This window comes from Deinococcus budaensis, assembly GCF_014201885.1.
In the GTDB taxonomy this organism is placed as follows: Bacteria; Deinococcota; Deinococci; order Deinococcales; family Deinococcaceae; genus Deinococcus; species Deinococcus budaensis.
Window position 1 is genome coordinate 52,115 of record NZ_JACHFN010000001.1, and the last position, 19,235, is coordinate 71,349.

Consider the following 19,235-nt stretch of genomic DNA (forward strand, 5'->3'; position numbering starts at 1 on the left):
CCCCTGAACCGGCGGACGTGGAGGCCCCGTCAACGTTCCTTCACCCTTCTCAGCCGGGCAGCGGGAAAGGTGATGCAGCACCCAGGGCGGCTTTTTCCAGCCGGAAGGCCACAACCCTGTGCCACACTAGGAGACGCATGCGACACCCTCATACCCTCGCCCTGACCCTCGTCCTGGCCGCCCCGGTCGCCTCCGCGCAGCAGGCCGCCACGGTGCAGGACGTGGTCGTCAACGGCACCAACGATCTGCTTTCGAACTTCGTCAAGGCCACGCTCAGCGTGCAGCCGGGCGCCGCGCTCTCCAGCGTGAACCTGCGGCAGGTCGAGCAGGACGTGCTGGGCACCGGCTACTTCCGCACGGCCAGTGCCGAGTTGCGCACGGTCGGCGGGCGCGACACGCTGGTGATCACCGTGGCGCCCAACGCGACCATTCAGACGGTGGAGGCGACCGGCCTGACCTTCCTGCCCGCCGACGCTTTCAAGCGCAGCATCGCCGAGCTGCTGAACGTGGCGCCCGGCGCGACCCTGAACACCGGGCGGCTGGAGCAGGCGCGCGAGGCCCTGGCCCAGAACTACCGCTCCGAGGGCTTTCCCTTCACCCCCAGCATCAGCGCCCAGACCAAGGCCAACGCCGACGGCACCGTGGGCGTGACCTTCGTGGTGGACGAGAGCGCGCCCATCACCCGCGTGGAGGTCGAGGGCGTGACCCTGCTGCCCGCGCAGACGGTGACCAACCTCTTCAAGCCGCTGTACGACGCCAAGAAGTTCACCACCCCCGCGTACTACGCGGCGGTCGAGGGCCTGCAACGCGCCTACGACGAGGCCGGGTACCTTCAGAGCGGCGTGAACGTGCAGGCCAGCACCCTGGAAGGGGGCGTGCTGAAAGTCCGCGTGATCGAGGGCCGCGCCGCCGCCGTCAACCTCGACGGGATCACTGTCCCTGCCGGAACCACCCTCCAGACCCAGGTGGGCCAGCCGCTCTCGGTCGAGCGCCTGCGCGCCGACGTGCGGACCCTGTCGAACACGACGGGGAGGCCGGTGGGCTTTGCGCTTCAGAGTGATCCGCAAAATCCCGCGCGGGTGGCCGTCTTCTTCGGAGCCGCCGACGTGGCGAGCGGGCCGGTGCGGGCGATCACCTTCACCGGCAACACCCAGGTGCCCAGCGCCACGCTGGCCGCCGCCGTCAAGACCAAAGTCGGCGACGTGTACTCGCCGCAGCTCGCGCAGGAGGATTTCCTCGCCATCCGCGACGCCTACCGCAAGGCCGGATACGAGATCAGCACCCGTGACGCGGTGACCTTCAACGAGGGCACGCTGACCTTTAACATCCGCGAGGTCAAGCTGGCCGCCTACCAGATCCAGTGGCAGGGCGAGAAGCAGACCCAGGACCGGGTGATCCTGCGCGAGCTGCCCGCGCCGGGGGGCCTCTTTAACATCGAGGAGCTGCGCGCGGGGCTGGCGCGTATCAGCCGCCTGGGCTACGTGCAGATCGTGGGCGCCGAGACCCGCAGCGATCCCCAGAACCCCGAGAGCGTGACCTACGTCCTGACCGTCTCCGAGAGCAGCCAGGGCATCCCGGTGGCGCTGGGGCTGCAATACGACACCCTGACGGGGTTTGCGGGCGACGTGTCGTACTCCAACCCCAACCTGTTCGGCCTGGGCCACAACCTCAGCGTGACGGCGGGCGCCCAGCAAAACGACGCGAGGCAGAACCTCTTCGGCAACGTGTCGTACACCATTCCCTGGCTGGACCTGGATTTCCTCGATTTCCGCGAGAACCGCACCAGCCTGACCACCTCGGTGGGCAGCTCGGTGTCGGGCAACCTGCCGCTGGTGGACAAGTCGGGCAGCGAGACGGTGAACACCGGGCGCGAGTACACCACCCGCAACTCGGGCTTCTCGGTGAACGCCGGGCGCAACATCACCCGCAACCTGACCGGCTCGGTCGGCGTGGGCTTCTCGTACCGCACCTATTTCCTCGAGCCACTCAAGGACGGCGACGAGACCGACGTCGAGACGCCCTACACCGACGCGCAGGCGAGCGCCGTGCTGCCGCAGACCAGCCGCACGACCAGCATCCGCAGCGGCCTGAACTACGACACCACCAACAGCGCCGAGTTCCCCACCCAGGGCGTGCGCGCCAACGCCGACGCCTCCTACAGCTTCGGGGCCGAGGGGACCCGTCCGGTGGGCTGGACCCGCCTGGAAACTGGCGCGAGCACCTACCTGGGCCTGGGGCGCACGCTGGACAAGGGGCAGGGCATCCAGAGCCGCCAGCAGGTCTTCGCGGTGCGCGCCAACGTGGGCACCCTGCGCGGCAACACCCCGGCGGGCGAGGGCTTCAACGTCGGGGGCGGCAGCTCCCCGGTCGCGGCCTACCAGCTGCGCGGCCTGGACAACAACCAGCTGTTCGGCACCAACTACCTGACCGCCAGCGCCGAGTACCGCTACGACTTCAACCTGATCACCTCGTTTACCCAGGGCGTCTACGGCGTGGTGTTCGCTGACGTGGGCGACGCCTGGAACGACGGCGAGCGCTTCGACCTGAACTACGGCGTCGGCGCAGGCGTGCAGCTCAACCTGGGCTTCGGCGGCGCCCGCCTGCCCAGCCTGCGCTTCGACTACGGCTACAGCCCCCAGAACAGCAGCGGCAAGTTCTACTTCCGCATCGGGAACTTCTTCTAAACGGCGTAGGGCAATAGGGGAGAGGTGGGCGTTCCGGCGTCTGCCTCTCCTTCTTTTGGTTTTCGGTGGTGGAGTCCTTCAGCTTCGGGCGATGTGGTAAAACCGCCGTGTCCCCCCGTGGGACGGGGTGCATGACAACCGGGAGGGGAGGCGCAACACGGGAACACGCGAAAGCACCCGAGTTGCAGCTCGGGTGCAGAAAGGAGGTGGGTCCTTATGAGGAAGCAACGTAAGGATACACCCAGGCGCCCGCGAAAGCCAGTGAAAATGGGTGAGGTGGCCGTGCTGATTGCGGCCCTCGGGACCTTACTCACTGGCCTGGCGGCGCTCCTCAACGTCCTGAACTAAGCCTCTTTCCCCCGGTTGCACCCCCTCTCGTCCTTTGCTGCTGCACCTTGCGCCCACACTGGGCGATTTTTTATGGCCTGTGTCGTCCGTCCCCGACCCGCTACCATGCCCCGATGACCCACGACCGATCACTTCCCGCCGGAGGCCCCCTATGGAAGGGCTGATGCTCGCGCGGGTGCTACGGGACCTGTCCGGGCAGCTGCCCGCCCGCACCCTGGGCTGGGCCTTTCCCGACGAGACGACCGCCGCGCTGCTGCTCGACGGGGTGGGCAACCTGGTGCTCTCCTACCGCCCGCCGCAGCCGGTGGTGTTCGTGTCCCGTGAGCGCCTGCGCGGCGACCCCCACAACGGCTTTCAGCGCTTCCTGGCGGCGCGGGTGCGCGGCGACCTGCTCAGGGCCGAGCAGCTCAAGCTTGACCGGGTCTTTGCGCTGCATTTCGCGGGGGAGTCGGGCTTCGTGGACCAGCCGCCCGTGCGGCTGCTGTTTGAGGTGACGGGCCGCAACGCCAACCTGCTGGTGCTGGGCGAGGGCGAGGGCTTCGAAGGCCGCATCGTGCTCGCCGCGCGCGAGATCACCGGGAGCCGCAACCGCTTCCGTACGGTCCGCACCGGGGGCACCTACACGCCGCCGCCGCCCTACGACAAGCTCGATCCCCGCACGCTGTCGGAGGCCGAGGCGCAGTCACTGGCCGAGCTGCCGCTGGGGCGCTGGCGCGAGCGGCTCGACGGGTTGGGGCCGCTGCTGAGTGCCGAGCTGTGCCGCCGCGCGGGGCTGGCGCCGGGCGAGGCTCCCGGCGACCGCTGGCCTCAGGCGCTGGGTGCCCTGCGCTCGCTGGTGGACGACCCCACTGTCTCCGAGGGCGTGATGCACGAGGGGGCGCGCGAGGCCGCCCGCAGCGAGAAGGCCGCCCAGCTGCGCAAGGCGCTGCGCGAACCGCTCGACAAACGCCTGACCCTGGTGCAGAACCAGCTTGCCGATGTCGGCAGGGCCGAGCAGGGCCTGGAGACGGCCGCCCAGGACCGTGCCGAGGCCGACCTGCTGATGGCCTACGCGCATACGGTGGAGCCGGGTGCGTCGTCGGCCCTGCTGCCTGCCTTCGACGGCAGCGGCGAGGTGCCGGTCGCGCTCGATCCGCAGCTCTCGGCCGTGCAGAACGCTGAGAAACGTTACACCCGTTCCCGCCGCCGCGAGGACGTGTATGAGCGTCTGGCAGAGCGCGAACCCGCCCTGCGCGCCGAGCTGGAGGAGGCGCAATCCCGCCTCGCGCAGCTCGACGCGGCCTCCCTCGAAAATCTTGAAGCGCTGGCGGCCACCCTCCAGGCCGAGCGCCCCGAGAAGAGTCCCTACGGCCTGCGCTTCACCACGCCCGGCGGCTTCGAGGCGCTGGTGGGCCGCAACAACAAGGAAAACGCCACGCTGACGCACCGGATCGGGCGCAGCCTCGACCACTGGTTCCACGCCCAGGGCTATCCGGGCAGCCACGTCCTCGTGCGCTCGGGCGGGCGCGACCTCGACCTGCCCGACATCCTGTACGCGGCGCGGCTGGCGGCGGCGCATTCCAAGGCACGCGGCAGCTCCAACGTCGCGGTGGACTACACCCGCATCAAGCACGTCTGGAAGCCGCGCGGGGCGCCCGCCGGACAGGTTCACTACACCGACCAGAAAACCGTGTTCGTGGACGGGACACTGCCGGAGGGGTAGCGGCGAGCTTCCAGCAGCCAGCCGAGAACGCTAACGCCCCCGCGGGCACCACGGGCCGCTGGTCGCTGGCCGCTCAGATCAAGCCTCCCGTCACCACCCCTGCCCCCCGCGCCGCGTACAATCCGCTGTTGTGGAACGCATCATGTTCAGGGCCAAGATTCACCGCGCGACCGTCACCCAGGCGGATCTCGACTACGTGGGGAGCGTCACCATCGACCAGGACCTGCTGGACGCGGCGGACATCCTGGTCCACGAGCGGGTGGACATCTACAACATCACCAACGGCAACCGGCTGAGCACTTACGCCCTGAGCGGCCCGCGTGGCAGCGGCGTGATCGGGATCAACGGGGCGGCGGCGCACCTGATGCGGCCCGGTGACATGGTGATTATCGCCGCCTACGGCAACTTCACCGAGGAGGAAGCCCGCAGCTTGGAGCCGCGCGTGGTGTTGGTGGACGCGAAAAACCGGATGCTGGAGTTGCAGCCCGCTTAAGGCCGGAAGCATCCGGGGGGGCGTGAACAGGGCGAGCGGGCCACGTTCACGCCTCCTCGTTGGACGCTTCTTCCTCAGCCGGGCAACGCCTCCAGATCGGCGCGGGTGGGCGCGTACGCGCCGGGGCGGGCGCAGGCGGCGGCGGCGGCGCGCAGCCCCAGCCGCAGGTGCTCGGTCCACAGCGCTTCCGGGCGCTCGGTGGCGCTGACGAGCAGCCCGGCACACAGCGCGTCGCCCGCGCCCACCGTATCGGCCACCGTCACGGGCACGGCGGGCAGGTCGGCGCGGCCCGCCGGGTGGTAGAGGGTCGCGCCCGCCGCTCCGCGCGTGATCACGATGGGGCAGCGGGCGTTCAGCCCCCGCAGGTGCCGCAGCGCGCCCGCCTCGCTCTGGCCGGGAAAGAAAAAAGCGAGATCCTCGTCGCTGAGCTTGAGCAGGTCGGCCATCCGGGCCACCGCCGCGAACACCGCCGGGTAGTCGGGGTGGCGGTGGGTGAGGCGGGCGTTGGGGTCAAAGCTGACGCGCACGCCTGCCGCCTGCGCCGCGCGAATCACCCCCAGCAGGGTGTCGGCCAGCGGCCAACGGCTCAGGCTGATGCCCCCGACGTGCAGCCAGCGGGCCGAGTCCAGCCAGCCCTGCGGCAGCCGCGCCGGGTCGAAGTGCAGGTCGGCGCTGTTCTCGCCCAGAAAGCGGTAGGCGGGCGGCGTGAGGCGGTAGACCACCGCCAGCAGGGTGGGGGCCGGGGAGCGCTGCAAGAAATGGGGGTCCAGCCCTGCCTCCGCGCCCGCCTGGGCCAGGTCGTCCCCGAAGTTGTCCTCGCCCACCGCGCCTGCAAAGGCACTGGGCACCCCCAGCCGCGCGCAGGCCCGCGCCACGTTCCACCCCGCGCCGCCGGGATGCGCCCGCCAAAGCCCCTCCCCCGCCGTCACCAGGTCGGTCAGGGCTTCTCCGGCACTCACGATCAGGGGCAGAGACACGGGCGGTTGCGGCGCAGTCATGCCGCACAGAGTAAAGGGCCGCGCCCGCCCCGGTCTCCTCCCGCCTGCAAGCCGGACAGAGGTTGAACAAGATGGGGGGTTGAACAACGTAGGGGGCGCTGCGGCCCCGGCCCCGCCCCTGCGCGAGACTGCGCGGGTGAGCGTTCCCGCTGCCTTCCCGCACCCTTTCCGCGCCTACACGCCCGCCGCCTACACCTTCGAGTTACCCCAAGGCCACCGCTTTCCGGCCTACAAGTATGCGGGCGTGGCGGGGCGGCTCGCCGGGCTGTTGCCGGTGCTGGACACGCCCGCCCTGCGCTGGGCGGACGCGGCGCGGGTGCACGACCCGGTGTGGCTGCGGCGCTGGCGCCGGGGCGAGGTCACGGCGGCCGAGCAACGCGCCTTCGGGCTGCCCTGGAGTCCGGGCGTGGTCGAGCGGGCGCGCCGCGCGGCGGGAGGCAGCCTCGCCGCCCTGCACGACGCGCTGGCGCAGGGCTGGGGCGCCAACCTGGCGGGCGGCACCCACCACGCTTTCCGCGACCGCGCCGAGGGCTTTTGCCTGGTCAACGACGCCGCGATCCTGACCCGGCTGGCCCTCGACGACTCTCTGGCGCGGCGGGTGGCGGTCCTCGACCTCGACGTGCACCAGGGAAACGGCACGGCGGCGCTGCTCGCGGGCGAGACGCGGGCGCTGACCGTCAGTGTCCACGGCGAGCGCAACTACCCCTTTCGCAAGGAGATGAGCAGCCTCGATCTGGGCCTGCCCGACGGGGTTACCGACGGCGAATATCTGCGGGTGCTGCGCGAACAGGCGCTGCCCGCCCTGGACGCCTTTCGCCCGGACCTGCTGCTGTACCTCGCGGGCGCCGACGTGCTGGCGGGAGACCGCTTCGGCCGCTTTGTCCTGACGCTGGAGGGCGTGCGCGAACGCAACCGCGAGGTGCTGGCCTGGGCGCGGGAGGCGGGCGTGCCCACCGTCACCATGATGGCCGGGGGCTACAACCGCGACCACGCCCTGACGGTCGAGGCCCACGCGAGCGTGGTGCTCGACGGCCTAGAGGTCTTCACCTGAGGGGTGCCCCCACCCCCGGCAGCCGAGCGGGAAGAACTTCATAAAGTGCCCCGAACAGGATTCAACCTTATTCAAGGCTAGTACACTTTGGTCAGCTTCGGGGCCTCCCGCTCCCGCTCGCCCTCTCAATGTCAGGAGCCTGCCATGACCCTTCCCATTCCCTCGTCCGCCCTGCCCCACGTCGTTCCTGACCTGCACCGCCGCTCGCTGCGCCGGGGCGAGACGTTGTACTACGCGGGGGACGCGGCACCCAGCCTGTACCGACTGGAAAGCGGGCTGCTGCGGGCCGTCCGGCTGACGCCCCAGGGCCGCACCCTGACGGTGCGCCACATCTGGCCCGGCGACGTGTTCGGGGAAGAGACGCTGCACGGCCTGGGACGCGGGCATCAGGTGACGGCCCTGACCGACGCGGCCGTCACGCCGCTGCACCCGCAGCACCTCGGCGCCGCCGAGCTGTGGGAAGTCACCCGCAGCCTCAGCGCCCAGCTCCAGCGGGTGATGAACGACGGGGTGCATATCCAGAACGGCGAACTGCGCGAGCGCATCGCCCGTTACCTGCTCAACCTCGCGGAGTCCAGCCTGGGCGGCCGCCATGGCGACGGCACCCGTTTCGTGCGCGCCACCCACGAACTGATTGCGGAGGGTACTGGCGCCACCCGCGAGAGTGTCTCCAAGCTGATCGGCGAGATGCGCGACGACGGCCTCCTGACCCCCGCCTACCGCTGCCTGACCCTCACCGACGAGGCCGCGCTGCGCGACCTGAGCGGTTACCACGGCTGAAGGCGGCCCCGTTCCCGACCGGCCCGGCCCCGCGCTGGGCCTTTTGCTGGACACTTTTTGACCCCGGGAGGCGGCGGGCCGCGCGTAGAATGCGCCCTATGCGGATTCGCCTTGACCCCTGGCCGGTAGACACCCAGGACGGCCAGTTGACACTGAAGCCCTTTGCCGGGCTGGTGTTCGACGCCGAGACCGACCTCTGGGCGGCCATCCCCACACGCGGCATTCCCGAGCGGATGCGGCGCATTCTGGTTGTGGACGGCAAGCCGCGCATGGAAGCCCGCCTGCTGCTCGACGACGGGGCGGGCGCGCTGAGCGTGGCGGGGTTCGGCGCCTTCGTGGTCGGCGCGGTGGACCTCTGCCCGCACGGCTCCCGTCAGGCGCAGCTCCAGGGCGTGTCGGCCCGCCGCGTGCTCGCCTACAGCGGCGACGCTCCCCTGGAAGTGGCCCGGCTCAGCCCGCGCAACCCGCACTCCGGCGTGCTGGAATACCAGCCCCACGCCTTCGCGGGCGCGCAGGTCGAGGGCGCCAGAGCCGCCGTGCAGACCCTGATGTTGCGGCGCGAGCAGGCGATGAGCGCCGAGCTGGCCTCGCCGCTGCCCCTCGACGAGACCGACGTGGACGCCCTGCCCGACACCCTCGTCTTGCAAGACGGCCCGGTGCGCCCCGGCGAGGCGGGCCGGGCGGTCGTCGGCTACGTCAAGACGCTGCACACCGATTACCTCGGCGCCGACCGCATCGGGCTGCTGACGGCGCTCAGGCCGGGCGAGCGCACGCCGGTCTTGCGCTTCAAGCTGGGCGACCGGGGCGACGGCGCCGGCGAGGGCCGTGAGCAGCGTTTTACCTGGTATGTGCGCCTCTGTGACGCGCCCTTCTACCAGCACCCGCTGGCGGGCGTGATGCGCCTGGAGATGCACGCGCCCGAAGACACCGACTTCGTGCCGCGCGGCGTGCAGGACATCGCCGACCTGTCGGGAGCGCTGCTCTGCCGCCTCGCCAGCCAGCCCCACAAAGACCCCCGCGCTCCCCAGAACCTGATTCCGACGGCGGCGCTGGAACAGGCGATGGGCCGGGCGATGGGCAGCGCGGAGATGGTGACCCGCCGCATCCGCGCCCATCTGGCCGGGCAGTACGGGTCAAGGGTGGTCGCTTGACCGCGCCGGGCCAGCCCAGCGCCGGGCGCATCGGCATGGTCCTGGGCACCGAGGACGCCACGCCCGTCACCTTCTGGTTCGCCGTCAGCCCCGGCGCCAGCGTGCAGATGGACGACCTCGTGGTCGTGGAGACGCGCAAGCCCGACGGCCAGATGGTGCGCTTCTACGGGCTGGTCGACCATGTCCGCACCCGCCACGAGGGCGTGACCTTCGACAGCGACGTGGCCGACGTGGTGGCCGGGTTGCTGCCCGCCTCGGTGAGTTACGCGGCCCGCGTGCTCGTCACCCGCGTCAGCCCCGAGAACTTCATCCCGCCGCAGCCGGGCGACTCCGTTCAGCACGCGCGCGGCGAGGACCTGCGTATCGCCCTGAGCGCCGACAAGATGAAACGGGCCTTTCCCGGCGGCCTGCTCGCCGACGGGCAGGTGCTGCCAGTCAACTACCAGTTCGTCAACGGCGAGAGCGGCGGCCACATCAACATCAGCGGCATCTCGGGGGTGGCGACCAAGACGAGTTACGCCCTCTTTCTGCTGCACTCGATCTTTCGCAGCGGCGTGCTCGACAGCCGCCACGAGGGCCACGCCACCCGCGCCCTGATCTTCAACGTGAAGGGCGAGGATCTGCTCTTTCTGGACAAGCCCAACAAAGAGGTCGAGGGCGTCGAGCGCGGCGTCCGCGCGGCCAAGAACCTGCCGCAGGGCCGCTACGACCTGCTGGGGTTGCCCATGTCGCCCTTTCAGGACGTGCAGTTCCTGGCGCCGCCGCGCGAGGGGGGCAGCGGGGTGATCGTGCCCAACGTCGAGCAGCGGCTGGGGGGGGTCACGCCCTTCGTTTTCACCGTGCGCGAGTTCTGTGCCCGGCGGATGCTGCCCTACGCTTTTGCCGACCGCAATGCCTCGCTGAACCTGGGCTTCGTGATCGGGTCCATCGAGGACAAGCTCGCGCGGCTGGCGCAGGGCGGTGACGCGCCGCACCTCACCGTGTCCGACTGGAAGGCCGAGACGAACGCGCTGCTCGACGAGTCGGTGCGCTTCAGCGAGCTGGGCGAGGCGCGTATCGAGACTTTCCCGCAGCTGGTGGCGTACCTCGACTACAAGCTGCTGGAGGAAAACGAGGGCGCGGGCGACCGCCGCTGGACTGGCAACCAGTCGCCCGCCACCCTTCAGGCGTTTATCCGGCGCCTGCGGGGAGTGCAAAAGCACCTCTCGCCGCTGGTCCGGGGCGACCTTACGGCGGCGCAGGCGGAGAAGTACCGGCCCAACATCCTGGGCGGGCGCTTCAAGACCAGCGTGGTGGACATCAACCGGCTGGGCAGCCACGCGCAGATGTTCGTGGTCGGCGTGCTGCTGCGTGACCTCTTCGAACACAAGGAGCGCTACGGGCGCCAGGACACCGTGTTCGTGGTCCTCGACGAGCTGAACAAGTACGCCCCGCGCGAGGGTGACAGCCCGATCAAGGACGTGCTGCTCGACATCGCGGAGCGGGGCCGCAGCCTGGGCATCATCCTGATCGGCGCCCAGCAGACCGCCTCGGAGGTCGAGCGGCGCATCGTGTCCAACGCGGCGATCCGGGTGGTGGGCCGCCTCGACCTCGCGGAAGCCGAGCGGCCCGAATACCGTTTTTTGCCGCAGAGCTTCCGGGCGCGGGCGGGCATCCTGCAACCCGGCACCATGCTGGTGTCGCAGCCCGACGTGCCCAACCCGGTGCTGGTCAACTACCCCTTTCCCGCCTGGGCCACCCGCCGCGACGAGGTGGCCGAAGCGGTCGGCGTGCAGGAAACCGAAGACGCGGGCCGCGACTGGCTCGGAGAATAAGGAGAGTGCCCGTGAGCGACGACCAGAAAAAGTCCGGCGACGAGAAGACCATGACCCGCCACGGCGAATGGACGCCCGAGACCTCCGAGGCGGCAGCCCGCGAGGTCGAGCGACTGGCGAACGAGAATCCCTTCGACACTGAGGCGGCGACCGAGAGTACGAACAAGACGCACCTCAACCCGCCGCCGGAGCGGTTGGGCGGGGATCACTAGGCAGGGTCCGGACACGGACGCTATGACTCTGGGACTTCGCCGGGGCACCGTCGAACTTCGCCCGTCCTCGGCGGAGTATCCGGGCCTGTTCGCCCAAGAGCGCGGCCAGGTCGCGCGGGCGCTGGGGCCTCTGGCTGTGGCGGTCGAGCACGTGGGGAGCACGAGTGTTCCGGGCCTCGCCGCCAAGCCCATCCTTGACCTGGCCGTGGGGGTGGAGGATGCGGCGCGGCTGGACGCCTGTATCCGTCCGCTGGAACAGATCGGCTATGCGTCGTTCGGGGACCGGGAGGGGTGGGGCGAGTATTTCTTCGCCAAAGGACCTGACGAGGCGCGCACGCACTACCTGCACCTGATGCCGGTGAGGGAGCAGCGGTGGCGAGATTACCTCCTGTTCCGCGACGTGCTGCGCGCCTGCCCCGACCTCCGGGACGAGTACCAGGCCCTCAAAACGGCGCTGGCGCGGGAGCATGGGGCCGCCCGCGCCGAGTACACCGCCCGCAAGGGAGCTTTTGTGGAGGGGATTCTCGCAGAGTTCCGCTCAGTGGGCGTGGAGGGCTGACCTCCAGCCGCCCAGCTCGGCGCAACCCTCAGCCCGGCGTCACCACATGCGGGGCAAACGTCGCCCGGTTGTCCGTCACACGGCCCCGGCCCTCGCGGATGCCCAGCCCGCACACCTCGTCTCCGGCGACCCACACGCCCAAGACCGGGTAACGGGGACCGTCGCCCACCGCGAACGTCGGCAACTCCGCGTAAGCCTGCTCCACCAGCGGCAGGTCGCCGTAGGCCCCCGCCGTGGCCGCCTCGCCGGGAAGCTGCACATTCTGCCCCTCGCGCGAGTAGAGCGGCTTGCGGACCACGCTCGGCCCCAGTCGCCCCGGCGTCAGCGAGGCGGGCAGCACCAGCCCGGAGTCCGGATACCGCTCGTGCAGCAGCGCCAGCAGGCCCTTGCTGGACGTGACTGCCTTCCACAGCGGCTCGAGAAACCGGGTCTGGGTGGTCGCCAGGAAAGAGCTGTCGCGCGACTCCCAGGCGTACTCGAAGGGCCACAGCCACATCAGGTTCCGGATGGGCAGCGTCCACGTGTCCAGCAAGAACGGCTCCTGCGGGCTGGTTCCCACCTCGTCCGCCGCCAGGAACGAGCCGCTGACGCCCGCCACCCCCGCGAGGTCACGCAGGTAGGTCACGGTGGCGATGTCCTCGACCTCGCGGGCCGAGCTGAAGTGCGCCTGGGTGACGCCCCGCTCGCGCACGAGGTAGGCCCACTGCTCGCCCAGCCCCTCGTGAATCGTGTTCCACTGGCCCGTCCCGGCGGGCAGTTCCCCGCGCTCCAGCCGGTCTTCGAGCCACTGCCACTGGCACACGGCGGCCTCGACCAGGCTGGTCGGCGTCTGCGCGTTGACCTCCAGCAGCCGCGCCCGCCCGCGCCCGTCATAGGCGAGGTCCAGCCGCATATAGAGCGTCGGGTCGTCCCGGTCCCACGACTCGCGCACGGCCGGGTGCAGGAAGGCGGGGATGCCGAGTTCGCCCAGCCGTCCGCCCTCTATGGCGGCGGCGGTCGTCTCCAGCACCATATTCGTGAGGTCCTGGGCGTCCCGTTTCAGCCCCTCGATCTGGCCCGGGGTGAAGGCGTAATAGCCTTCCTCGCCCCAGTACGGGACCGGGTGTTCGGGGGTGGGGGCGTACCAGGTCATGCCAACCTCTTGCAGGCGGGCTTCCCAGTTCGGGCGGGGGAGGAGGGTGCGGCGCTGCATCAGGCCCCCTGCCGGGCCGGGGGACGGCCCCCGACCGAAGGGAGAAGCAGCCGAGAGGATGAGCCGGAGATGGAAGCACGTCTCGCTCTCACCCCGACGGGCTGGAATCGGAGGCTCATCCTTTAGCCGCCGTAGCTCGCGCTGCCGGAGCTGCTCGCGCGGCCCGTGCTGGTGAACCCGCCCCGGCTGACGCCCGGCGCCTTGAAGGAGGTCGTCTTGCCCGAGCGGGTGTCGTAGGTCAGGCCGGTGGGAGCCACGCGCCCCGATGAGGTGTAACCCACGTAACGGGTCAGGCCCGAGGCCAGCCAGATGTAAGGACCGTAAAAGCCGCCGCTGGTCTTCTGGCAGGGGTTTTGCAGGCCGCGCCCTATGGCGTCCCGGTTGGCGAGGCGGCACTGTTCGTAGGAGGTGTATTTGGTGCGCTTGTAGCGGTCGAGGTCCAGATCGTCGTCGCCGCAGGCCACCAGCAGGGCGGGCAGCGCGGCGAGCAGCGGCAGGTGGAAGGTCTTGCTCACCCTCCTGAATACGCCTGGGCGGGGGCGGAGGTTCCGGGGGAGCCGCCGGGGCCGGGGTGTTCGGCCCACCCCTCTGGACACCCCGCCCCGCCCGCTCATGCCCAGCCTCTACACTGGATCTCGACCGCGAGGAGGTTTTTGCCATGACCACAACGAACACCAGGAGCAAGTGGCTCGACGCCGAGCTGCGCTACGACTCGGGCGTCTACAACAAGCATCAGGTCGTGATGGTGCGCGGACAGGGCGCGACCGTCTGGGACGACCAGGGCCGCGCCTATATCGACTGCGTGGCCGGATACGGGGTGGCGAACATCGGCCACAGCCACCCCGACGTGGTCCGCGCCATTCAGGAGCAGGCGGGCAAGCTGATGGTGATGCCCCAGACCCTCCCCAACGACAAGCGCGCCGAGTTCCTGACCGAGCTGGTCGGTGTGCTGCCGCAGGGTCTCGACCGGGTCTTCCTGTGCAACTCGGGCACCGAAGCGATGGAGGCGGCCAAGAAGTTCGCCATCACCGCGACGGGCCGGGGGCGCTTCGTATCCATGAAGCGCGGCTTCTCGGGCCGCTCGCTGGGCGCCCTGGCCTTTACCTGGGAGCCGAGCTACCGCGAGCCGTTCGGGGACGCGGTGGACAGCAAGAACGTGGACTTCGTGACCTACGGCAATATCGAGGAGCTGCGCGCCGCCGTCAGCGGCGAGACGGCCGCCGTGATCCTCGAACCCGTGCAGGGGGAAGGCGGGGTGCGCCCGGCCACGCCGGAGTTCCTCCAGGCCGCCCGCGAGATCACCCGTGAGCGGGGCGCGCTCCTGATTCTCGACGAGATCCAGACCGGCTTTTGCCGCACCGGCAAGATGTTCGCCTGCGAGCACTCGGGCGTGATCCCCGACGCGATGACCCTCGCCAAGGCGATGGCGGGCGGGGTGCCGATCGGCGCGCTGGCGATGACCGCCGAGGTCGCCGACCGGATGCCCAAGGGCGGGCACGGGACGACCTTCGGCGGCAACCCGCTGAGCATGGCCGCCGGGGTCGCCGCCCTGCGCGCGATGAAAAACGAGGGCATGGCCGAGCAGGCCCGCGAGAAGGGGGCCTACTTCATGGAGCGGCTGCGCGCGATCCGCTCGCCCAAGATCCGCGAGGTGCGCGGCCTGGGCCTCATGATCGGCGTGGAACTAAAGGAAAAGAGCGCCCCCTACATCACCGCCCTGGAGCACGAGGAGGGCGTGCTGACCCTGGCCGCGACCCCATTGGTCGTGCGCTTCCTGCCGCCCGTGACCATCAGCCGCGAGCAGATCGATCAGGTCGTGGCCGCCTTCGAGCGCGTGCTGGAGGGTGTCAACCCCCGTGAGGGCCGCGCGGCGGAGCTGGCCGCCCAGAAGGAAGACAAGCAGACGGAATAAGGGGAGGCGTCAGCGGGGCGCGGGCGCTGCTGTCCACCGCGCCCCGCTGGCGTGCCCCGGCCGTGTCTAGCCCTCCGCCATTCGGCTGACGGTGCCTCCCCCCGGCGGGTGTACCTTGGCGCGGTATGTCTGCCGTGTCCCTGACCACCCCGCCTGCTGAACCGGTTCACAGCCGCCCGCCCTCGCGGGAGATCGCCCGTATCGCCGTGCCCGTCAGCCTGGAAATGGTGCTGCAACTGGTGCTGACCTTCGTCAATCAGGTCATCGTGGGCACGCTGGGGGCGGTGGCGGTCGCGGCGGTGGGGCTGGCGGGCAGCGTGAGCTTCATGTTTTTCGTGACGCTGGGGGCGCTGGGGTCGGGCACCTCGATCCTGGTCGCGCGGCGGGCAGGGGCCGGCGACCGGGCGGGTGTGAACGGCGCGCTGGCGGTCGCGCTGGTTGTCAGCACCGCCCTGGCCGCCTTGCTGACCGGGCCGGTGATCCTGGGCGGGGAGGGCCTGCTGCGGCTGGCGGGCGGCGCCGGGGACGTGACCCGCACCGCGTTGCCTTACATGCACGTTGCGATGCTGGCGCTGGTGCCGGGGGTGGTGGGCTGGATTCTCAGCGGGGCGCTGCGCTCGCTGGGGCACGCGCGCACACCGATGGTCGCCACCCTGCTGACGGTCGTGGTCGAGAGCCTGATCGCGGTCGGGCTGGTGTTCGGGGTGGGGCCGCTGCCGCAGCTGGGCGTGGTAGGCGCCGCCTGGGCGCTGGTGGCCGCGCAGACGCTCAAGGCCCTGTGGCTGGCGTACCAGGTGTACGGGCCGCGCCGCCTCGCGGCCTTTGCGCTGCCCCGGCCCGGCACCCGGCGCGGGATTGCGGGGCCGCTGCTGAGGCTCTCGGCGCCCATCGGCTTCACCGAGTTCGTCTGGAGCCTGGGCGGGTTTCTGTACGCCGCCGTGTTCGCGCGGGTGGGCACAGGGGCGCTGGCGGCCAGCCAGATCGTGGGCACGCTGGAGGGCATCTTCATCGTGGGGTCGTTTGGGCTGATGTCGGCGGCGACCGTGTTGATCGGGCGGGCGCTGGGCGCGGGCGACGGCCCCGGCGCGCAGGCCTGGCTCGCGCGGGTGGGCCGCGCCGGGCTCCTGACCGGCCTGGGTTTCGGCGTGCTGTTCGCCCTCAGCGGTCTGCTGCTGCCGCTGCTGTTCCCGGCGGTGGGCGAGGAAGTCCGGTCCATCGCGCTGGGCGGCATCCTGATCAACGCGGCCACCCAGGTCGTCAAGGTCCGCAACATGATCCTGGGCGCGGGGGTCTTGCCGGGGGCCGGGGACGGCAAGGGCGTCATCGTCGGGGACGTGGTGGGGTCCTTCGTGGTGGGGTTGCCGCTGGCGATTTTCCTGGGGCTGTACACACCCCTGGGCGTCTGGGGCGTCTTCCTGGCCCGCGTGGCCGACGAACTCGCCAAAGTCGCCATCTTCGAGTGGCGCCGCCGCCGGGTGGACTGGGAAGCGCTGGCGGCCACGCAGCGGGGCAAGGAGGCGCTGGCGGCTCACTGAAACGCCTTCCAAACACAGAGGGGCCGAAGCGCAAAGCCTCGGCCCCTCTGTGTCGTGCTCGGTCCCGCCCTCAGCCGCGGGGGAGTTACCCCTCCAGCGTCTCGCGCAGCCGGGCCACGTTCAGCTCGCGGGCCGGGGCGTCGAGCGCCACCTCGCCGCCGCGCAGGGCGACGACGCGCTGCCCCAGCGCCAGGGCTTCTTCGAGGTTGTGGGTCACGAACACCACCGTGATCTTTCTGGCCCACCAGATCCCCAGCAGCTCGTCGGCCAGGACCGTGCGGGTGCGGTCGTCCAGGGCGCTGAACGGCTCGTCGAGCAGCAGCAGCCGGGGCTGGAGCGCCAGCGCGCGGGCCAGGCTGACGCGCTGACGCTGGCCGCCCGACAGCTCGTGGACGCGCCGGGGGCCGTAGCCCTCCAGCCCGACCAGCCGCAGGGTCTCGGCCACCCGGGCGCCGCGTTCGGCGCGCGGCAGGCCAAGCCGCTCCAGCCCGAACGCCACGTTGCCGGCCACCGTGCGCCAGGGAAAGAGCGCCGCTTCCTGCTGCACCAGCGTCAGGCGCGGGTCGGGTCCCGTCACGGGGCGGTCGCCCAGCCGAATTTCGCCCACCTGGGGGCGCAGGAAGCCCGCCAGCAGCGAGAGCAGCGTGCTTTTGCCGCTGCCCGAGGGGCCGACCACGCACAGGAACTCGCCCGCTTCCACCCGCAGGTCCAAAGGCCCCAGCCCCGCCGGGGTGGTCGCCGTGCGCGAGCGGCCGTAGCGGTAGGTCACGCCGCCGAGGGTCAGGCTCTCGCCCTGGGGCAGGGTGGCGGGGGCGGCGGGGCGGGGCATGGTGGCGGTCACTGTACACCGCCCGTCAGCCGGTCAGATACGCCATGAAACTTCACCGGGGCACCTCCAGGCCGTAGTCGCGCCGCACCCGGCCCTCCACTCCGCGCAGCAGCGCGTCGAACACGCCGCCGATGATCCCGATGATGATGATGGTCGCCAGCACCAGCGCGACGTTGGCAGTTGCCCGCCCGACTTCAAGCTGCTCGCCGATGGACGCCACTCCGCTGATCAGCAGCTCGCCGCCCACCAGCGCCCGCCACGCGAAGCTCCAGGCGGTGCGCAGGCCGGTCAGCACGTTGGGCAGCGCGGCGGGCAGCAGCACCCCGGTCGTCAGCGACAGACCCCGCGCGCCCAGGGTGCGCCCGGCCACCCGCAGCGCCGGGGGCACGTTCAGCAGTGCGCCCGACACCGCCAGCGCCACCGGAATAAAGCCTTCCAGCACGACCACGAACAGCACCGCCCGTTCGTTCAGGCCGAAAAAGAGGATGGCGAAGGGCACGAAGGCGATGGACGGCACGCTCTGGATGCCGGTCAGGTACGCGCCCAGCGTGGCCCGCAGCGGCAACCACGCGCCCATCAGCAGGCCGACGACCGCGCCCAGCACGACCGCGATGCCGTAGCCGGTCAACACCCGCCGCAGGCTGCCGCCGATGGCCGAGAGCAGCTTGCCGTCCTGCGGTCCCGTGCCCCACAGGCCGTAGCTGACCTCGGTCCACACGGCGCGGGGACTGGGAAACACGTAGGGGGGATAGAGCTTGAGCACGTCGGTGACCAGCCACCAGACGGCCAGGATCAGCGCGAGGCCGATCAGCTGCCAGGACAGCACCCGCCAGCGCGGCGGGGTACCGGAAAGCGGGGCGGGGTCGGCGGTGGGTGCGCGAACGGTCACGGCTTCACCGCTTGAAACCCGGATTGACGAGCGCCCGCAGGTCGGGAATCTGGCGGGCGTACCCGGCCTCCACGTTCAGCGCAGCGTAGTCGGTGAGGGCGGCGAGGTCCAGCGCGGTCGTGAAGCGGGTGCGGGTCATGGCCCGTTGCAGCACCCGCACGTCCACCTGCTGCCCCGTCAGCTTATCGAGTTGCGTGTTGACCAGCGTGCGGGCCGCCGCCGGACTGCGGTTCAGGTAGGCCACGGCGTCCGCGTGCGCCTTCAGGAAATTCGCCACCAGCGCCGGGTTCGCCTGCGCGAAGCGGGTGTTCACGATCAGCAGGGTCGTCGGATACCGGCCGTCCCGCCACACCGTCTTTTCGGAGCCGATCAGGCGGTGTCCCTGCGCCTGGAGCAGCGCGCCCCACGGCTCGGGGACCAGCGTGGCGTCCACCCGCTTGCCCGCAAAGGCGGCAGCGATGTCGGCGGGAGCCACGGGCGTCACGACCACGTTGCCGCCGTCGGTCTGGAGCTTCAGGCCCTCTTCCTTGAGGAGGTGGCGCAGGCTGATGTCCTGCGTGTTGCCCAGGCTAGGCACCGCCACCCGCTTTCCGGCGAGGTCCGCGTAGCTGCGAATTCCGCTGTCCTTGCGGGCGATCAGCACCGCGCCCGCCTCGCTCGCCCCCGCGATGATCTGGAGGGGCATCCCGCGCGTGGCCGCGTTGATCGCCGGGCCGGGGCCGACGTAGGCGAGGTCGATCTGCCCCGCCGCAAAGGCCTCGGTCAGCGTGGTGCCCGAGACGAAGGCCCGCGCGTCGAGCCGGGCTGCCCCCAGCGCTTTCTGGAAGGTGCCGCGCTCCAGGCCGACTAGGGCCGGGGCGTGCGTCAGGTTGGGAAAGTAGCCCAGCCGCACGGTGGGCGCATTCTGGGCCGCCGCGTGGTGGGCCGGGCTGCTCGCCAGCAGGGCGAGGGCCAGCAGCCTCCAGCGCCGGGCGGCTCTGCGGGGTGTGCCTTGGGTCATGGGTCCTCCGGGGTGCTCTCAGGGAAGAGGGGCGGCGCGGGGCGGGTGGCCCCGGGGGGGCCAGGTACAGCCCAGCTTAAAGCAGG

Annotated in this window: 17 protein-coding genes; 11 read left to right on the forward strand and 6 right to left on the reverse strand. The window is 70.8% G+C overall.

Features of this window, described 5'->3' with window-relative positions; genetic code table 11:
* Nucleotides 1-137: 137 nt before the first annotated feature.
* The 3 genes from HNQ09_RS00285 (at nucleotide 138) to panD (ending at nucleotide 5,227) form a co-directional block, all read left to right on the forward strand.
* Nucleotides 138-2,684, forward strand: a complete 2,547-nt coding sequence (locus HNQ09_RS00285; protein WP_184023916.1) for a BamA/OMP85 family outer membrane protein — start codon at nucleotides 138-140, stop codon at nucleotides 2,682-2,684.
* Nucleotides 2,685-3,183: 499 nt separating this feature from the next.
* Nucleotides 3,184-4,734 (forward strand): Rqc2 family fibronectin-binding protein, encoded by a 1,551-nt coding sequence (locus tag HNQ09_RS00290; RefSeq protein ID WP_184023918.1) that lies wholly within the window; start codon nucleotides 3,184-3,186, stop codon nucleotides 4,732-4,734.
* Nucleotides 4,735-4,864: 130 nt separating this feature from the next.
* Nucleotides 4,865-5,227, forward strand: a complete 363-nt coding sequence (panD, locus tag HNQ09_RS00295) for an aspartate 1-decarboxylase (protein WP_184023929.1) — start codon at nucleotides 4,865-4,867, stop codon at nucleotides 5,225-5,227.
* Between the two features lie 74 nt (nucleotides 5,228-5,301).
* Here panD and HNQ09_RS00300 read toward each other — a convergent pair whose 3' ends face one another.
* Nucleotides 5,302-6,225 (reverse strand): carbohydrate kinase family protein, encoded by a 924-nt coding sequence (locus tag HNQ09_RS00300; RefSeq protein WP_184023932.1) that lies wholly within the window; start codon nucleotides 6,223-6,225, stop codon nucleotides 5,302-5,304.
* A gap of 136 nt (nucleotides 6,226-6,361) precedes the next feature.
* Between HNQ09_RS00300 and HNQ09_RS00305 the strand changes: the two genes are divergently transcribed.
* The 6 genes from HNQ09_RS00305 to HNQ09_RS00330 all read left to right on the forward strand — a co-directional run bounded on the left by HNQ09_RS00305 (nucleotide 6,362) and on the right by HNQ09_RS00330 (nucleotide 11,792).
* A complete protein-coding gene (locus HNQ09_RS00305; RefSeq protein WP_343057544.1) occupies nucleotides 6,362-7,276 on the forward strand; it encodes a histone deacetylase family protein in 915 nt (304 codons plus the stop codon).
* 144 nt (nucleotides 7,277-7,420) lie between these two features.
* Nucleotides 7,421-8,056 (forward strand): Crp/Fnr family transcriptional regulator, encoded by a 636-nt coding sequence (locus tag HNQ09_RS00310; RefSeq protein ID WP_184023936.1) that lies wholly within the window; start codon nucleotides 7,421-7,423, stop codon nucleotides 8,054-8,056.
* A gap of 98 nt (nucleotides 8,057-8,154) precedes the next feature.
* A complete protein-coding gene (locus tag HNQ09_RS00315) occupies nucleotides 8,155-9,207 on the forward strand; it encodes a DNA double-strand break repair nuclease NurA (RefSeq protein WP_184023938.1) in 1,053 nt (350 codons plus the stop codon).
* Between the two features lie 35 nt (nucleotides 9,208-9,242).
* Nucleotides 9,243-11,021, forward strand: a complete 1,779-nt coding sequence (locus HNQ09_RS00320) for an ATP-binding protein (RefSeq protein WP_184025084.1) — start codon at nucleotides 9,243-9,245, stop codon at nucleotides 11,019-11,021.
* 11 nt (nucleotides 11,022-11,032) lie between these two features.
* Nucleotides 11,033-11,233: a hypothetical protein gene (locus HNQ09_RS00325; RefSeq protein WP_184023940.1), complete on the forward strand. Its 201-nt coding sequence runs from the start codon at nucleotides 11,033-11,035 to the stop codon at nucleotides 11,231-11,233.
* Between the two features lie 22 nt (nucleotides 11,234-11,255).
* Entirely contained in the window at nucleotides 11,256-11,792 is a 537-nt protein-coding gene (locus HNQ09_RS00330; RefSeq protein ID WP_184023942.1) for a GrpB family protein, read from the forward strand.
* Between the two features lie 28 nt (nucleotides 11,793-11,820).
* Here HNQ09_RS00330 and HNQ09_RS00335 read toward each other — a convergent pair whose 3' ends face one another.
* Together HNQ09_RS00335 and HNQ09_RS00340 are read right to left on the reverse strand one after the other, a co-directional pair.
* A complete protein-coding gene (locus tag HNQ09_RS00335; RefSeq protein ID WP_184023944.1) occupies nucleotides 11,821-12,984 on the reverse strand; it encodes a glutathionylspermidine synthase family protein in 1,164 nt (387 codons plus the stop codon).
* Nucleotides 12,985-13,106: 122 nt separating this feature from the next.
* A complete protein-coding gene (locus tag HNQ09_RS00340) occupies nucleotides 13,107-13,499 on the reverse strand; it encodes a hypothetical protein (RefSeq protein ID WP_184023946.1) in 393 nt (130 codons plus the stop codon).
* 143 nt (nucleotides 13,500-13,642) lie between these two features.
* On the opposite strand from HNQ09_RS00340, the gene HNQ09_RS00345 reads away from it, so the two are divergent.
* Nucleotides 13,643-14,896: an aspartate aminotransferase family protein gene (locus tag HNQ09_RS00345; protein WP_184023948.1), complete on the forward strand. Its 1,254-nt coding sequence runs from the start codon at nucleotides 13,643-13,645 to the stop codon at nucleotides 14,894-14,896.
* A 125-nt stretch (nucleotides 14,897-15,021) separates the two neighbouring features.
* The gene (locus HNQ09_RS00350; protein ID WP_184023950.1) at nucleotides 15,022-16,431 is read left to right on the forward strand and encodes an MATE family efflux transporter; all 1,410 of its coding nucleotides are present in this window, start codon (nucleotides 15,022-15,024) and stop codon (nucleotides 16,429-16,431) included.
* Nucleotides 16,432-16,516: 85 nt separating this feature from the next.
* Here the strand turns inward: HNQ09_RS00350 and HNQ09_RS00355 are convergent, their stop codons facing one another.
* Genes HNQ09_RS00355 through HNQ09_RS00365 form a run of 3 tightly spaced genes read right to left on the reverse strand, consistent with a single transcriptional unit; the run spans nucleotide 16,517 to nucleotide 19,149 of the window.
* Entirely contained in the window at nucleotides 16,517-17,260 is a 744-nt protein-coding gene (locus HNQ09_RS00355) for an ABC transporter ATP-binding protein (RefSeq protein WP_184023952.1), read from the reverse strand.
* 52 nt (nucleotides 17,261-17,312) lie between these two features.
* Nucleotides 17,313-18,149, reverse strand: coding sequence for an ABC transporter permease (locus HNQ09_RS00360; protein ID WP_343057545.1), 837 nt, complete (start codon nucleotides 18,147-18,149; stop codon nucleotides 17,313-17,315).
* Between the two features lie 4 nt (nucleotides 18,150-18,153).
* Nucleotides 18,154-19,149 (reverse strand): aliphatic sulfonate ABC transporter substrate-binding protein, encoded by a 996-nt coding sequence (locus HNQ09_RS00365; RefSeq protein WP_184023954.1) that lies wholly within the window; start codon nucleotides 19,147-19,149, stop codon nucleotides 18,154-18,156.
* Nucleotides 19,150-19,235 lie beyond the last annotated feature (86 nt).